Below are 13,441 nucleotides of genomic sequence, written 5' to 3'. Positions count from 1 at the left end.
ATGATGAAATTTGCAATCAATACACCAAACTTCGGCAGCTTTAGCGATGCGCGCCTGATGGCTGAACTGGCTCATGAAGCGGAGGAGGCTGGCTGGGATGGCTTTTTTGTATGGGATCATATCGGAGGCGGTACCGCGACCGCCCAGCCGATGGCGGACCCATGGATTGTACTGACAGCGATGGCGCTGGCAACTAAACGCATCAAACTGGCTCCCCTGGTAACACCGCTCCCACGCCGCCGACCCTGGAAACTGGCACGAGAATGTACCACCCTGGACCATTTGTCGAATGGCCGCCTGATCCTGGGTGTGGGTATCGGGAGCGATGAATTCTTTAAAGAGTTCAGTTCCTACGGTGAGCCAACTGAAGATAAACTGCATGGCGAGATGCTGGACGAAGCCCTGGATGTACTGGCATTGCTCTGGTCCGGCGAGACCGTCAATTATAGTGGGAAACACTATCAACTCAATGACGCAGTCCATTTACCGAAACCACAGCAGCAGCCACGCATCCCGATCTGGGTCGCGGGCGTCTGGCCCGCCAAAAAACCCTTCCAGCGGGCCGCACGTTGGGATGGTGTCGCACCCCTGGCACGCCAGTTCCACTCGATGAGTCCCGCGGAAATTCGGGAAGTCAGTACCACTATCCAGTATTATCGCGAAAGTGACGCCCCATTCGATATCCTGGCCAACGGCAAGACCAGCGGCACAGACCATCAAAAGGACCTGGATCAAGTACAGCCCTATATCGATGCAGGCGCAACCTGGTGGCAAGAAGATGTGGGCGCAGGCAGTTCACAGGACCTGGCAGCGATCCGCCAACGTATCCACCTTGGTCCTCCAACGCGCTAACCAGAGATAGTAATTCTTTTAAATTCTCGGCTGCACACCTATATATAGTGTGCCGCCGAGAATTTACAACTCCACCATATCAGGGTTGATGGATACGGGTCCCCGTAAGTTCCTGGGCCAGTGGATCGAGGATAGTTCCGCTTCTGGAGGCCTGGAATAACTGGTGCTTTGCTTTGGCGTTGCGGACCGCGCCAAGGAGGCGACCAACTTCCTTCTCTGCTCTTTGCAGTTCGTTCTCCGACTGGATCGCGCGCTGCAGCCGCGCCAGCAAATTATTGAGGCCATAGCCAACTTGCCAGAGTACGTTGTCTTGTGTCAGCGGCGCCCGCGCCTCAAAATTGCCATTAGCAGCCTGGACATGCGTGTGTAAGATCTGCTGAATGCCTTGCTCCAGTTGTAGTTTCTGCTCTGCGGCCGCTCGGTCACGCTCGGCGAGCGCACGTTCCAGGACCGCAACCTGCTCGGCTCTCGCGATCGCCTGTCTTGTACCCTCAGCCCAGAGATAGGTTACGATCGCCACAATAACTTGCAAGACGATAGGACTGGCAAGGGCACTATAATAAGCTGATGTTGTGACTAGCTTAAAATCTGGGGCATGGGGAAGAAAAGAAATAGCCGCCCAGGTAAATATGGTATTACAGAGGGCCACGATGAACACGCTCTTACCAGGCAAGAGGGATACGGCCATCAACTCTGTCAGAACGATTAGATGGAAGATCGTCAATGAACGCGCCGTTATGCCAGTGCGCGAGGTAAGTACAACGAGGATAAATGCGATTTCCACCACCACAACCATAGTGCTCCCCGCCAGCAAAACCTGTCCTCGCCTGTTGAGTATGAACGCACCAGCATCGATTACCATAGCAATAAGCACGATAAAAAGAAAGAAGTGATTGGTACTCATAAATGCATTTGGTAGTTGCGTAATGCCGAAGCAAAACATAATAAGCAACATCACACTGGACAGGCGCCCGGCGCGGACACGTTCCCGATCTTCTGAGGTCGATTGTTGCGGCTCTAGCGGGGCAGCCAGACGATACCACCATTCTAGTGGACCATTCTGGGAAGGTGGGGCAACGCTCTGTCTGTCCCCAAGTGTTATCCCTCTATCATTGGGAGGCGTTTTATTCTCATCGGATGCGAATGCCTCTGTTTGCATAACCATATTCCCCCGTTCTCAGGTTATTTCATTTATAAAATACACAGGTACGACTTGTAGCAAAAATAGCGTAAAATATTGCCTCCTTAGCAGCGTATAGTGTTCCCCCTTCATACACCATTAAACTAAAAATGGAATATAATCTTAGATCAATTGTGATGCTTGATGGGTATGTATGGAAAGGGGCCTTGTATTTCTCCATTCAGGGTAAAAGCAAATACCTCTATAGAATAGCCAATCCTCTATTTATTGTCAATAACTCGAAATTTTTGGCTATCTATCTTCTTGCTTGCTTTATCTTTACCTATCACAAATAATTCTATGCTCATGCTACTTGAGTATATATAGATATATATCTTACTGAGACGCTTCAATCCTGTAAGTAGGTAAAGGAATCTGGCCCTCTATCTACAGATAGAGGTGGCCGGCTCAAAAAAATCAATCTGCCGATAGATGCGCCTGCTATGCTGATTCGCTATACTTGCCTGAGTTGCGAAAAGCTATTCATTTCCCTGGCTGCGAAAGGAGATCGCTATGCAGACGGTTCGCTTGTCAACATGGCAGCGCGTGGGTCCAGTAATCACATTGCTTGTTCTGGCACCACTAATTGCTGAATTTTTGTTTGGTTCGACCCATATTACGACTTCCTACCTCTTCATCGTTCAAATGGGAGGTTATGGGTGCGCCTCCCTCATTATTCGTGACCTGGTGCGTCGCCAGCATAAAGGCTGGCTGGCAATCCTGTTGCTGGGTGTCGCTTATGCGCTTCTCGAAGAGTGTGTGGTACTACAAAGTTCCTTGTATCCCCTCTTTTCACAGGATATTCAACATATCTATGATCGAGCATTTGGTGTGAATTGGGTCTATCTGCTTACCATGCTGGTATACGAGAGTATCTGGGGGATTGTCCTACCAATTCTGTTATGTGAACTGATCTTCCCGGCACGACGTGCGGAACCATGGTTGAACAAACAGGGATTTATTATTACTATTATTGGCTATCTTGTGGGGTCTGGGGTAGCCTGGTTTTCATGGACGCAGCATGCTGTTCCCACCTTCTACCCAAAATTGAACTATCAACCGTCATTACCAACCATAGCGCTGGCCATAGTGGTTGCCATATTGATAGCGGTTATCGCCCTTGGACCATGGCCATTGCCTCAACATATACAGACAAGCAAACGGTCGGTACCCTGGCCGTGGTTGGTTGGTTTGCTTGCCTTTATGCTGGCCCTGCCCTGGTTTATCCTGATCCTGTTCCATTACGGCGTGGCTCCCTCGATCCCGGTTGCTATCCCGCTCATCGGTGGGATAATCTGGGTGGCGCTGGCTTTCTGGCTGATCTGGTACTGGTCAGGTAGTACGAACTGGCAGGATAGGCATCTCCTGGCTCTCAGCATGGGTGCTCTTTTGGCCAGTATGCTGGCTGGATTCGTGACCAGCGGGGTCGCTCTTCCTATCGATCGCATTGGCAAACTGGTCCTCAATATCATCGCCATTGTGCTGCTGGCTTACCTGGGCTATAAAATCCGGCACAAAAAATTGGTGCCGCACGGCGCTTGAGCAGTTCAATAGTGTATTCTAAACTAAGAGCTGCTAAAATATCGTACCTATATATATAGTGCGATTTTATCTGTTGAAGCGAGGAGAATAGTGCATGAGTTGGCAGATTCGGAGTATGACCTCCATCCTGACGCTAGCCATTGCGATACTCTATGAGATTTTTCTCAAGCAGACATTTCTGGAATGGTGTGTACTATGTGCCAGCCTGCTGCTCTCCTTGTTTATGATCTGGATTCATCAATCCTGGTGGAGCCGTACAAGATATATAGTGGCAACTGGCTTGCTCATCGCTTTCATGCTTATCCATTCTTTTTTCAACGCCTGGAGTCCCTATAGCAGTCTACTACTGCTCCCCCTTGTCCTGGTTCTGGCGCGGGATGTACACAGATATCCACGTCTTACGACCATACTGGCAGTGGTCACTATAGCGGCAATGCTCGTGATTTCATCGACCTCCAACCTGACGTTTACGCTGATGCCATGGCTAATTTCTGCGTTCATGGGTGTACGCGCCATCAATGCATATAAATACGCATACAGCATCAGCCAGCTACACCTGCTGGAACTCAATCAGGCACATTGTGCATTACAGGATACACATGACACGTTACAGGAAGCGACAATCCATTCGATCCGTTATGCAGCCATGGCCGAACGCACACGGCTAGCGCGGGAGATGCATGATGGGCTGGGGCACCAGTTGACTTCGTTAATTGTACAGCTACAGGCACTCAAGCTTATGCTTCCCATGCAGGCTCAACAGGCGGCAGATGCAGTACCAGCCATGCTCGAAGTTGCACGTACAGCCATGGCTGATGTGCGCCAGGCTGTACATGCGTGGGATGAAGATGAAAGCGCGTCGGCGCTGGTGTCGTTACAGGGACTGGTTTCACAAACTGCGGCCCATGCGCCTCTATCCCTTGATTTTCGCCAGGATGACGCGATCTCGGACTGGCCAATAGAGATCCGCGTCACGCTCTATCGTATCTTGCAGGAGCTTCTCACAAATATTATGCGCCATGCCGAAGCGACCTCGGCCACGATCCAGGTACAGGAACAGGAACAACAGGTTATTTTGACGGTGGCGGACAATGGCAGCTACACGGCAGATCGACAGCTCACGCCAGGTTTCGGATTAAAAGGTATTATGCAACGCAGCCAGAAACTGGGAGGGTCCTGTACATTTTCTCCATGTCAGCCCCATGGTTTGCAGGTACAGGTCATTTTGCCGGCCACACCCACAGTTCAACATGCGCAAGCGCTACATCAAGGAGAGGACAGCCATGGATAAGCCTGCCCCTATTCGTATCGTGCTGGCCGAAGATCAATCTATCATCCGACAAGGCCTGAGCTATATCATCAATACACAGCAAGATATGACTGTGGTTGGCGAGGCCGTCGATGGCGATGAGGCAATCCAGACGACCATGCACATGCTCCCGGATCTTGTCCTGATGGATATTCGTATGCCGAAGCGCGATGGGATTGAAGCAACCAGTGCTATCTTAGCGACCCTGCCCGACACGAAGATCGTGCTGTTGACTACCTTCGATATCCAAGAATATGTATTCAAGGGGATTCGGGCCGGGGCGGTCGGTTTCTTGCTCAAAGATGCCGATACCAGTGTCTTGCTGGCCGGGATACGTGCGGCACAGCAGGGGGCCATTATGTATCACAGCCATACTTCGGCCCAGGCGCTGGCCGAGGCTATGCAGGCCCGGCACGAAAACATCCCATCCCAGGACCAGACCAACACCTTGCTTGAGCCCTTGACAGAGCGCGAACGAGAGGTTCTGCAACAGATGGCTTTCGGTCAGCGCAATCAGAAGATCGCGCACATTCTCAATGTCTCGGAGGGTACGGTCAAGACCCATGTCCATCGCATTCTCCAAAAATTTGGGGTAGAAGATCGCACACAGGCGGTTGTGATGGCGCTGCGCCAGCGTCTCGTCGAATGAGTAGCGTCGCTAGAAACGGCCGTCGCTCCGATAGAGTTGTCGTGGGGCGATGATCTGGCTTTCGCTGGTAGGGGGTTGCAGATCGCGAATGGCCTGGGCGCAGAGGGCGATGCTCATCAGGAAGTCGTCGTGACCTTCGGCGGGATCTACATACATGTCGATGCAGTTCTCGGCCGGGATGCGGTAGCGGGCCAGCCGTAGCTGTTTCCAGCATTCTTGATAGATCTGCTCGGGTGCCTCGTCTGGTTGATAGAGCTTGAGTCGCGCGGAACTGGTCAGGCTGAGTAGCTGATAGGTGAGCTGACTCTTGCTGGGACGACTGAATTTATAGCTGCTGATGCGCTCAGCACCGAATTTGTCGAGCAGCAGACTGGATAGGGCTTCGCCGAGTCCGGTACTGTCGATCAATACACGGCGCAGGTTCCAGTGCTGGATCAAGGCGCTGACACGGGCATATTGTTCGCTGTGCCGCAGGCCGGTCCACCATTGTTGATGGACGATCTCGATGGCCGGTAGCTCCAGTTCGTTATAGCTGACACGCGCAATCGTCAGGATGGTACTGTCACGTTTACGGTTGGGCTGCGTTTCGGCTCCGGGCCGGGGACGCTCTTCGCCGCCAACATCCAGTCCGGCGACATAGTACTCGTCGCCAGTGGGTTCGGCCAGCCAGCTATGACTACCTGGGAGCATACAACGTTGCAGGTCGTTAAAGAGCATGCCGGCTCCACTGATGGGCAGGAGCCGGTACTGCGTGCGGATCGAGAGGTGGTCTTCCCCAAGGCGCAGTATCTCGCCTGCGACAAAGCGCCGATAGCGGGGATTGATGGCCGCCAGCACGCGCCAGTCACACTCAAAGTGGCGCTGGATACCGTCCTGCTGCTGCCGCTCCAGATTATGGGCCCGCATGCGGGCCAGCAGGGTATCCTCGGTCCAGGCGGTGCCATACATCACGGTCACGGCATTATTGGTGGCGGCCATCGGTTTAAGCTCGACATCATACTTGCCCGGCTGGACATCCTGGGCTTCGTCGATCTCCAGTAACAGGCTGGCGGTGGCCCCCACGATCGAGGATTCAGGTCCCGCTGAGAAGAAGAGGATGCGCGGCCCGCTCTGCACATCGACTTCGGCGGGATCAGGAGCGAGACCGATAATATAGCCAAAGGCTTTCCAGACGCGCTCACGCAGCAGGGGGGCCTCCAGCATACTCAGCAGGCGCATCCGTGAGTTGACGATCTGCGGCTTATAGGTTGGGGCGGCCTTGACGATGGAGCCATCTGGATACGCGAAGAGCAGATAGGCCTCCAGGACGGCACTGAGCTGGTTCTTGCCCATCTGGCGCGCGAACATTACGCTGAAGGTATCGCCGCGCCCCTCACGGATCGCGGCCAGAATGGCATCACCAACCTGCTCCTGGTAGGGGTAGAGCGGCTTGCCCAGGATATGGCGGGCGAACCAGCCAATGCCCGCCGGAAACGTCTCTGCTATCTGCATGACCTTATGCCTCGACCAATTCTATGCTGACCTCATAGGAGGCGGCCAGACTACCTCCCGTGGCTAGCGCGATGACCTGACTATGCAGATCGGGGATACGCTCACTATAACTATCAAAATGGACCGCGACGCTGCCATTGAGCGGATCTACAAAGGATAGGGTGCTGCCCAGACTGCCAGTATAGCTGGCGCGCAAGGTATCGCGATACGCCTGACCAGCCAGACCGGTGGGCCGGCCATCATAACGCTGGAGATCATTCAGGCACAACACCACCATCTGCCAGCGCCGCTTGCCGGGTCCCAGATCCACATAGGAGAGGGCGCCATCGGCCCGCGTGGTCGCGCTACGTACACGCGGCTGCTGCATCTGATAGCTGCCCGGCTTCAAAAAGTAGCCACAGCCATCCAGCAGCATCTCACAATCCACACCAATCGTCGCCATTAGAGAAACCGCTCCTCCTGAATCCTCGTCGTTGTGCTTGTTCCACCTGAATCGCTAATCGAGACCATATCACCATCAATCGAGATCGCCATCCCACGGCTGCGCAGGGCCGCGCAGATCGTATCGATCAGCAAGCTCAAGCGCGTATTCTCATCCTGCATATCCTGCAACTTGCCACGCATCCCCGTCAACTCCAGTTCCAACGCGTGAATCACCCGCTCCTGAATCTCGTTCGCCGTACGCGCCACGCCACTGCGATAGGCCAGTACACCTCCCAGAATGCCGGTCACCGTCAAAATCAAATTCAACATCCCTAAAAAATCCATCAATCACATCGCTCCTCTCTCAAACCTGATATACATGCCCTGCTTAGATGCGTCCTCTCCAGGTGAGGCGCGGGGCGGCGGCCAGACCTTGTTGTCGCTGGCGCTCTTGCAGGCGAGCCATAAATTGCATCTGCCGTTGCAGGGCCACCGCAGACCAGGCGGCGGGTATATTACTATCATCCAGGCGATCATGCAGGAACCCATCCTGGAAGGTAAAGTTATCGTTGGTCGGCACCTGATAGGCCTGCATGGCATAGCTACTGGCCCCAAGCATGATCAGGTCACGGTCAATATCGGGAATAGTAGAGCCGCTGGTATCGAGCTGCTGGCGCGTCGCATAGAAGATTCGCAGCATCTGTGTGGTGTCCTGGGGCAGCTCGCAGTCCGGCATGAGCAGCGTAAAGGATGGCTGCTGGCCGGCGCCCATGCCGGGAGCATAGCTGGAATCGAGCAGGTTAGAGTGCTCCGCGAAGGCCAGTGTACGACCCGGCGACGGCACAGGATACCAGATGCGCTCAATCCAGAGAATGGGATAGCTGGGATTCCAGCTATCCGGGAAGGCATAGGTGCGCTGGCCGGCCTGGATGGGCAGGTCGGCAGAGGCAATATGCGGGATATAGTGCGAGTAGCAAACGACGGCTTTGTCGATGGCTCGCTCCAGGTCAGACTGGTTCCAACGCTGGCCGGGTCCGGCGGGATCGAACAGGTCGAGGCGTAGCAGGTTAACGGCGTCGGACAGCAGCATAGGCTTTTTCTACTCCTTTTACCACAGAGGCTAACGCAATCCCGCCTGAAGCTGTGCGGACGCAGCCTGGACAACTGGATTGACGCGGGTCGCCTGATCCACATACGGACTCCCATTGCGCCGGGTCTGGTTTAACGCGAAGACAGCAGCCTCCAGGGCGGTATTGAGCACGCCAGGCTGGGGAATAGGCAGATGGAAGGCCTGAAACAAGTCGATAGCGGCCCGCAAAGCAAACTGCTTCTTTTCGAGTGGACCAGACTGGTCATAGACCTGTTCGGCCATCGACACAGCCATCTGGACACATTTCTCCAACATCTCTTGTTGCCGCGTAGGTAACTGGTGCTCAAAAAACTTGAGGCACCAGACGGCGGCCACACACAGAAACGGGAAGGCATTAAGCAGGATGGCGGTCAAAAGATCAACATGATTCATAGACAAACTCTCTCTCTTTCTAACAACTACAACTATCCATTCGTTCCAGGTAAAAACATGGGACGACGTGTTCCCCAGGCCGATCGGACGTCGAGTGGGCGCCACACGCGAGGCCGGCATGCGGCATAATCAAGGGCGATAGGTGTTTAGAGAGCATCGCATGCCTGTGGCGCCTACACTGATCATTTTCATTCACCATGACCACACAGCAACGTTTTGATCGGCGAGTATGCACACCAACAATGAAGCTGAGATCCTACCGCTCCATCCGTTCCCTCTTGATGCCGCACCATCACCGTGATTCGTGTAGGCGCCACAGCACTGCGTCTCGTTCATACACCTCGGCCCACGAAACACAGCAGTGCGGCCTTGCGTGTGGCGCCACTCGACGTACTTCACGCTGGCTGGCGGCCCCATAACCCGACGTACGTCACGCCGGCTGGTAACGCCCATTACTCCATATACAATCGATAGGCATGTGAAGCCCATTCAACACGCGCCTCAGGCTTCGGTGATAGGAACGCGTGGGGCGGCTGGAGCCTTGCTCTGGCTGGCTGCCGCTAGCTGCTGGTTGAGCTGCTTGATCTGCGCCTGGAGTACTTCACAGGTCACGTCATTCTGTGCTAGTAAGGCCTTCAGGGTATCGCGCTCGCGGGTGACCTGTCGGCTCAATTTTTCAAGGGCGATCACCTCCTGACCGGTCCAGGCCTCAAAGACGCCACGCAGACGGGTCCACTCCAGGGTTGATCGCCGGAAGCGCTGGCGGGTGCCGCCTCCCAGCGAGGGATTGGAGATCTCTAACGGGTTCGCCCCCTGCTCGGCTTCAAGCGGCAGGTCATCACTATCCCAACCGTGGGTCAGGATATAGCTGCGGAAGCCCTTGACAACCGGTTGGCCATTTGGTGCCCGTAGCGTGTTGCCATCATCCTTCCAGCCGGGCGGGACGTGCTCGACCAGTCCTGGTTGGGGTTTGGCGAGCGGCCAGACAGCATTATATTTCAGCACCTTGAGCCAGTCAGCGTCGCTTCTGGTGATGGGTTTGGCGATATAGGGATCCATGGCGGTCAGGGTCGTGTTGGTACAGCCATAGAAGGCCAGCATATGTGTCCAGTCAAGCTCGGCGCTGACATAGGGATCGAGCTCGGCGGCGATGACAGGATGTCCCTGGGCCAGTTCGCTGCGGATCGTGCCGAGCAGACCGGGAAAGGTGCCGGTCAGGGTGCGCAGGATCACGCCATGGTTGGCGACCTCGGCCACGTAATCGCTCATATAGGTTGCGCCGACAAAGCTGGCCCCATAGATGCGATTCTTGAGCTCGCTACCCGTGAGCGCCGTTCCGGTCAGGAATTGAACGCAGGCCGCGATACTGGTGGCCACGCAATCATATTCAGCATTGGCCTGGCCTGGATCTTCGGTACGCTGGGACTTCATCGGAAAATTCTGTAGTTCCATCAGTGTTTTACACTCCTTGTAGTTCTAAGCTGGCGGAAAATTCGGCGTGCGGGGCATCATAGACTACGCGATTACGCATGATGCGCACCGTGCTACTCTGGCCGGTGCCGGTAGGGATGGGTTGATCTGCGATGGTCAGGACATCCAGTAGCTGGTGCTGAGGATTCTGAGGCACGCGGATCTGGTGCTGACTCTGGGCTCGCTGCTGCCGCGCCAGTAGGAAGGCGGCCTTGCTGGCGCACTGGGCCGCCGTCAAAAGTTTCTGGTCAACGTGCTGCATTACCCGCTCCTGACCACTCCACTGCATCTGCACATCATCATAGACCTCGGCGGTCGTGAGCGCGGTCGCCGTCGCGCTTACGGGCGGCTTACCGGTGACGATAATATGATTGCTCATCTGCTCATGTTGTCCAAAAGTCAGCAGCTCCAGTTCCGACCGATACGACCAGCTGGCAGCGCTGGTGCTGCTCAGATCACAGAACTGCAACACCTCATCCTGATCCAGGAAGTATTGCAACTCGTAGAGCTGGCAGAGCTCATTGAGGGCCGTACGATACGAGCTACCAGCCGGCAGGACAAAGAAGGGAACACTCTGGCTGATCTGGCTACTGGCGCCCGGCAGCACCGGAGCAAACAGGCCGGCCCGCGCGCAGACCTCACTCAAGAGCCAGCCCAGGGTCTGTCCTACATATGTCAGCTGGAAGCGATTGATCAGGTCCAGTTGCCGCGTCAGATCACGACACAGCAGGCGCAACCGGGAAGTTCCTGCCGTACGTCGCAGCTCGATGCTCTCGATACGATAGGTGCCGACCCGCACCGTCTCCCCCACGCCCGGTGGATTGCCGGTGTGATAGCCTTCACGCACCACTACCGAACAGTTCGGCCCGATCGGTCGCGTGGACCCTGACTGGCTCAAGGCCGCCATCAACGCTCCCTGGTTGTTGTCCAGCTCCAGTTCCAGAGTGCCGGGCTGGCCCAGTTGCTCCTCACGTCTATATGAAATCACAGCGGCACTGCAGTCCTGGTAGCGCTGGCTGCTCTGGCTATAGCTCTCGGCACGCCGGATACTGGACATGCTGATGAGCAGGTTGCCGGTGGGGAGGGATAGAAAACAGGTGCCATATTGGGCACTGATACTGTGCAGGATACTGCCCTGGGACCAGTGTTTGAGGTCGGCGCTCTGCCGCAGCCGGGGATAACTGTAGACGGCTCCGGTGAGGCTGCCGCTGTCGGCTTCGATACAGGTCAGGTTGTAACGTCCTGTACTTGTATCGTAGCGTAGACAGGGGGCACGGCGCAGAATAGCATTGCCGCTGGCCGGAACGATGACGGGATAGCCCTGCCAATTGGTAGTGGCTGGCGTGTAGCTACTCTGATAGAGGGTGGTCCCATCGCTGAAGACCAGCCAGTAGCTCTGACCATCCCAGTAGGCACTCAGGCCGGCCCCATAGGAGAGCGCCGAGAGCGTGGTCGTGCGCAGCGCGCTCCAACTACTTCCACTGAAAAAGGAGCAGCCGGTCAGGACACCGCTGGACAACTGGTAGAGGAAGAAGATGTCGTTATTGCCGGCGCTGCCCATGCCCAGCAAGGTCGCATTACTGGGAGGCGTCAGGACCGTGCCGGGAGTCGCGCTCCAGTGCTGGCCGTTGTCGCTGCTACTCCAGGTCCAGAGCACGCCACTACCGCTGCCCTGCTGGACAAAGGCGCGCAGTACCCCATTATTGTTGGAGATGGCGCAGCCGCCGTCGCCAAAACAGGTGGTGCTGGCCCCGCCCAACGTGGTCCAGACCGTCCATTGGCTGGCATTACTGGGGTCCGTGATGCGCTGCCATTGCAGGGATTGCGCATACATATTACTGCCACGCGTCAGCCGCACCCGCACGATGCTGCCGTCGCTGGCCAGACAGGCATCATGCCAGCCATCCGCTGCATTAGGAGTCTGATAAGACTGATAGTGTAGGATATGATCCTCGATGCTGACCGCGATTGCCGGTACGCGTGTACTGGCCTGGATCGAGGCGGTGAGCGCGGGACTAACGACGCGGGCCATCATCTCCTTCTCCTCCTTCCTCTTCTACTACTACCCTGCCACCATCCAATGCCTCTACAGGCGCCTCACCACGCATCTGGCGCGTCAAATTCTGCAACATAATCTGGACATTGTTGGTGGGCACGTCCGGTGTATCCAGCTTCTGCCTGAGCGTCAAAAAATGCTGGATCTGGCTGATGATCTTGAGCGCGAAGTTCAGGCGCTCCTTCTGACTCAGTTCCTCGATGTCGATGTCCAGGAGCAGACTATAGGCCTGCTCCTCCAGGCGCTGGACCCAGCGCTCAACCTGCTGCCTGGCTGCGTTGCTGTCTGTCATCTTGCTCATAGCACATATCCATAGGTGTAGAGGCTGAGCGTACAATTGCCCACAAAAGCCTTGATATCCACCCGGCCCTGGCCATCGAGGGCCAGCAGGCCACAGCTATTCACGACCACATTCGCCACGGCGGCATTACCGAGCGTGACATAGGCCCCCGGATCGCTGGCGCCATGCGGGGCGAGCTGCATATAGCTATTGACCGTAGGACTACTAAAGAAGGCTTTGTAGAGCACTCCCAGAGCACGCGCGGGAATCCCGCTGCCACCCCCGCTCAAGGTATAGGTTGCCAGCGTTCCGGCACTAAAACCATCGCCATTGATCTGCCGATAGCCCGGCACAAAGGTCACACGGCCCGGAGGCGGCAGCGGAACCGCCGAGCCGGTACTATAGACCGCGAGCACCACGGCATCGCTGGCATTATGCTCATCGAAGAAGAGGACCGCGCACAACGCGCCATTGCTCGGCGTACTACTCCCATCCACATGAAACGCGATCGGCACATTCGTCAACTCGGTCGAAGTCGCCTCCAGCAACAGCACCGACGCCGTATAGCTGGCCGCATCAAAGCCAGTCAACACCGCCCGCTTAATCACCTGAGCCATCTATCATCCTCCCTTCCTTTATTCCACACAACCAAACATCATCCAACCTG

The 13,441-nt window shown here is 55.7% G+C and carries 14 protein-coding genes; 4 read left to right on the top strand and 10 right to left on the bottom strand.

Annotated elements, in window-relative coordinates; genetic code table 11:
- Complete coding sequence (locus EL633_RS20585; protein WP_246039179.1) at positions 1 to 852, top strand: LLM class flavin-dependent oxidoreductase; 852 nt, start codon at positions 1 to 3, stop codon at positions 850 to 852.
- Positions 853 to 931: 79 nt separating this feature from the next.
- On the opposite strand, the gene EL633_RS20580 is transcribed toward EL633_RS20585, so the two are convergent.
- Positions 932 to 2,011 (bottom strand): hypothetical protein, encoded by a 1,080-nt coding sequence (locus EL633_RS20580; protein WP_126628992.1) that lies wholly within the window; start codon positions 2,009 to 2,011, stop codon positions 932 to 934.
- Between the two features lie 534 nt (positions 2,012 to 2,545).
- Between EL633_RS20580 and EL633_RS20575 the strand changes: the two genes are divergently transcribed.
- The 3 genes from EL633_RS20575 to EL633_RS20565 all read left to right on the top strand — a co-directional run bounded on the left by EL633_RS20575 (position 2,546) and on the right by EL633_RS20565 (position 5,532).
- Positions 2,546 to 3,574, top strand: coding sequence for a hypothetical protein (locus tag EL633_RS20575; protein WP_126628991.1), 1,029 nt, complete (start codon positions 2,546 to 2,548; stop codon positions 3,572 to 3,574).
- 94 nt (positions 3,575 to 3,668) lie between these two features.
- A complete protein-coding gene (locus EL633_RS20570) occupies positions 3,669 to 4,865 on the top strand; it encodes a sensor histidine kinase (protein ID WP_126628990.1) in 1,197 nt (398 codons plus the stop codon).
- Positions 4,858 to 5,532 carry a response regulator gene (locus EL633_RS20565; protein ID WP_126628989.1) on the top strand — a complete coding sequence of 225 codons (675 nt, stop codon included), beginning with the start codon at positions 4,858 to 4,860 and terminating at the stop codon, positions 5,530 to 5,532. Before EL633_RS20570 ends, EL633_RS20565 begins: the two co-directional genes overlap by 8 nt.
- 9 nt (positions 5,533 to 5,541) lie before the next feature.
- On the opposite strand, the gene EL633_RS20560 is transcribed toward EL633_RS20565, so the two are convergent.
- The 9 genes from EL633_RS20560 to EL633_RS20520 form a co-directional block, all read right to left on the bottom strand.
- Positions 5,542 to 7,023 carry a phage terminase large subunit family protein gene (locus EL633_RS20560; protein WP_126628988.1) on the bottom strand — a complete coding sequence of 494 codons (1,482 nt, stop codon included), beginning with the start codon at positions 7,021 to 7,023 and terminating at the stop codon, positions 5,542 to 5,544.
- A gap of 4 nt (positions 7,024 to 7,027) precedes the next feature.
- Positions 7,028 to 7,465: a hypothetical protein gene (locus tag EL633_RS20555; RefSeq protein WP_126628987.1), complete on the bottom strand. Its 438-nt coding sequence runs from the start codon at positions 7,463 to 7,465 to the stop codon at positions 7,028 to 7,030.
- The gene (locus EL633_RS20550) at positions 7,465 to 7,791 is read right to left on the bottom strand and encodes a hypothetical protein (RefSeq protein ID WP_126628986.1); all 327 of its coding nucleotides are present in this window, start codon (positions 7,789 to 7,791) and stop codon (positions 7,465 to 7,467) included. The genes EL633_RS20555 and EL633_RS20550 overlap by 1 nt, the downstream gene beginning before the upstream one ends.
- Positions 7,792 to 7,834: 43 nt before the next feature.
- Positions 7,835 to 8,536 carry a hypothetical protein gene (locus EL633_RS20545; RefSeq protein WP_126628985.1) on the bottom strand — a complete coding sequence of 234 codons (702 nt, stop codon included), beginning with the start codon at positions 8,534 to 8,536 and terminating at the stop codon, positions 7,835 to 7,837.
- 30 nt (positions 8,537 to 8,566) lie between these two features.
- Entirely contained in the window at positions 8,567 to 8,968 is a 402-nt protein-coding gene (locus tag EL633_RS20540) for a phage holin, LLH family (RefSeq protein WP_161982285.1), read from the bottom strand.
- Between the two features lie 501 nt (positions 8,969 to 9,469).
- Complete coding sequence (locus EL633_RS20535; RefSeq protein WP_126628983.1) at positions 9,470 to 10,420, bottom strand: C39 family peptidase; 951 nt, start codon at positions 10,418 to 10,420, stop codon at positions 9,470 to 9,472.
- A gap of 7 nt (positions 10,421 to 10,427) precedes the next feature.
- Positions 10,428 to 12,473, bottom strand: a complete 2,046-nt coding sequence (locus tag EL633_RS20530; protein WP_126628982.1) for a hypothetical protein — start codon at positions 12,471 to 12,473, stop codon at positions 10,428 to 10,430.
- Positions 12,454 to 12,795 (bottom strand): hypothetical protein, encoded by a 342-nt coding sequence (locus tag EL633_RS20525; RefSeq protein ID WP_126628981.1) that lies wholly within the window; start codon positions 12,793 to 12,795, stop codon positions 12,454 to 12,456. The genes EL633_RS20530 and EL633_RS20525 overlap by 20 nt, the downstream gene beginning before the upstream one ends.
- Entirely contained in the window at positions 12,792 to 13,391 is a 600-nt protein-coding gene (locus EL633_RS20520) for a hypothetical protein (RefSeq protein WP_126628980.1), read from the bottom strand. The genes EL633_RS20525 and EL633_RS20520 overlap by 4 nt, the downstream gene beginning before the upstream one ends.
- Positions 13,392 to 13,441: the final 50 nt, after the last annotated feature.

Origin of the sequence: Dictyobacter alpinus (assembly GCF_003967575.1) — a bacterium.
Taxonomy (GTDB): Bacteria; Chloroflexota; Ktedonobacteria; order Ktedonobacterales; family Ktedonobacteraceae; genus Dictyobacter; species Dictyobacter alpinus.
The sequence above is the reverse complement of the archived record's forward strand: the minus strand, read 5'-3'. Positions and strand labels throughout refer to the sequence as shown.

What these genes read in the sequence shown, in the direction of transcription:
- EL633_RS20550 (WP_126628986.1), bottom strand. Translation starts at nt 7,791, where the DNA reads ATGGATTTTTTAGGGATGTTGAATTTGATTTTGACGGTGACCGGCATT.
- EL633_RS20565 (WP_126628989.1), top strand. Translation starts at nt 4,858, where the DNA reads ATGGATAAGCCTGCCCCTATTCGTATCGTGCTGGCCGAAGATCAATCT.
- EL633_RS20585 (WP_246039179.1), top strand. Translation starts at nt 1, where the DNA reads ATGATGAAATTTGCAATCAATACACCAAACTTCGGCAGCTTTAGCGAT.
- EL633_RS20560 (WP_126628988.1), bottom strand. Translation starts at nt 7,023, where the DNA reads ATGCAGATAGCAGAGACGTTTCCGGCGGGCATTGGCTGGTTCGCCCGC.
- EL633_RS20540 (WP_161982285.1), bottom strand. Translation starts at nt 8,968, where the DNA reads ATGAATCATGTTGATCTTTTGACCGCCATCCTGCTTAATGCCTTCCCG.
- EL633_RS20545 (WP_126628985.1), bottom strand. Translation starts at nt 8,536, where the DNA reads ATGCTGCTGTCCGACGCCGTTAACCTGCTACGCCTCGACCTGTTCGAT.
- EL633_RS20535 (WP_126628983.1), bottom strand. Translation starts at nt 10,420, where the DNA reads ATGGAACTACAGAATTTTCCGATGAAGTCCCAGCGTACCGAAGATCCA.
- EL633_RS20580 (WP_126628992.1), bottom strand. Translation starts at nt 2,011, where the DNA reads ATGCAAACAGAGGCATTCGCATCCGATGAGAATAAAACGCCTCCCAAT.
- EL633_RS20530 (WP_126628982.1), bottom strand. Translation starts at nt 12,473, where the DNA reads ATGATGGCCCGCGTCGTTAGTCCCGCGCTCACCGCCTCGATCCAGGCC.
- EL633_RS20570 (WP_126628990.1), top strand. Translation starts at nt 3,669, where the DNA reads ATGAGTTGGCAGATTCGGAGTATGACCTCCATCCTGACGCTAGCCATT.
- EL633_RS20555 (WP_126628987.1), bottom strand. Translation starts at nt 7,465, where the DNA reads ATGGCGACGATTGGTGTGGATTGTGAGATGCTGCTGGATGGCTGTGGC.
- EL633_RS20575 (WP_126628991.1), top strand. Translation starts at nt 2,546, where the DNA reads ATGCAGACGGTTCGCTTGTCAACATGGCAGCGCGTGGGTCCAGTAATC.
- EL633_RS20520 (WP_126628980.1), bottom strand. Translation starts at nt 13,391, where the DNA reads ATGGCTCAGGTGATTAAGCGGGCGGTGTTGACTGGCTTTGATGCGGCC.
- EL633_RS20525 (WP_126628981.1), bottom strand. Translation starts at nt 12,795, where the DNA reads ATGAGCAAGATGACAGACAGCAACGCAGCCAGGCAGCAGGTTGAGCGC.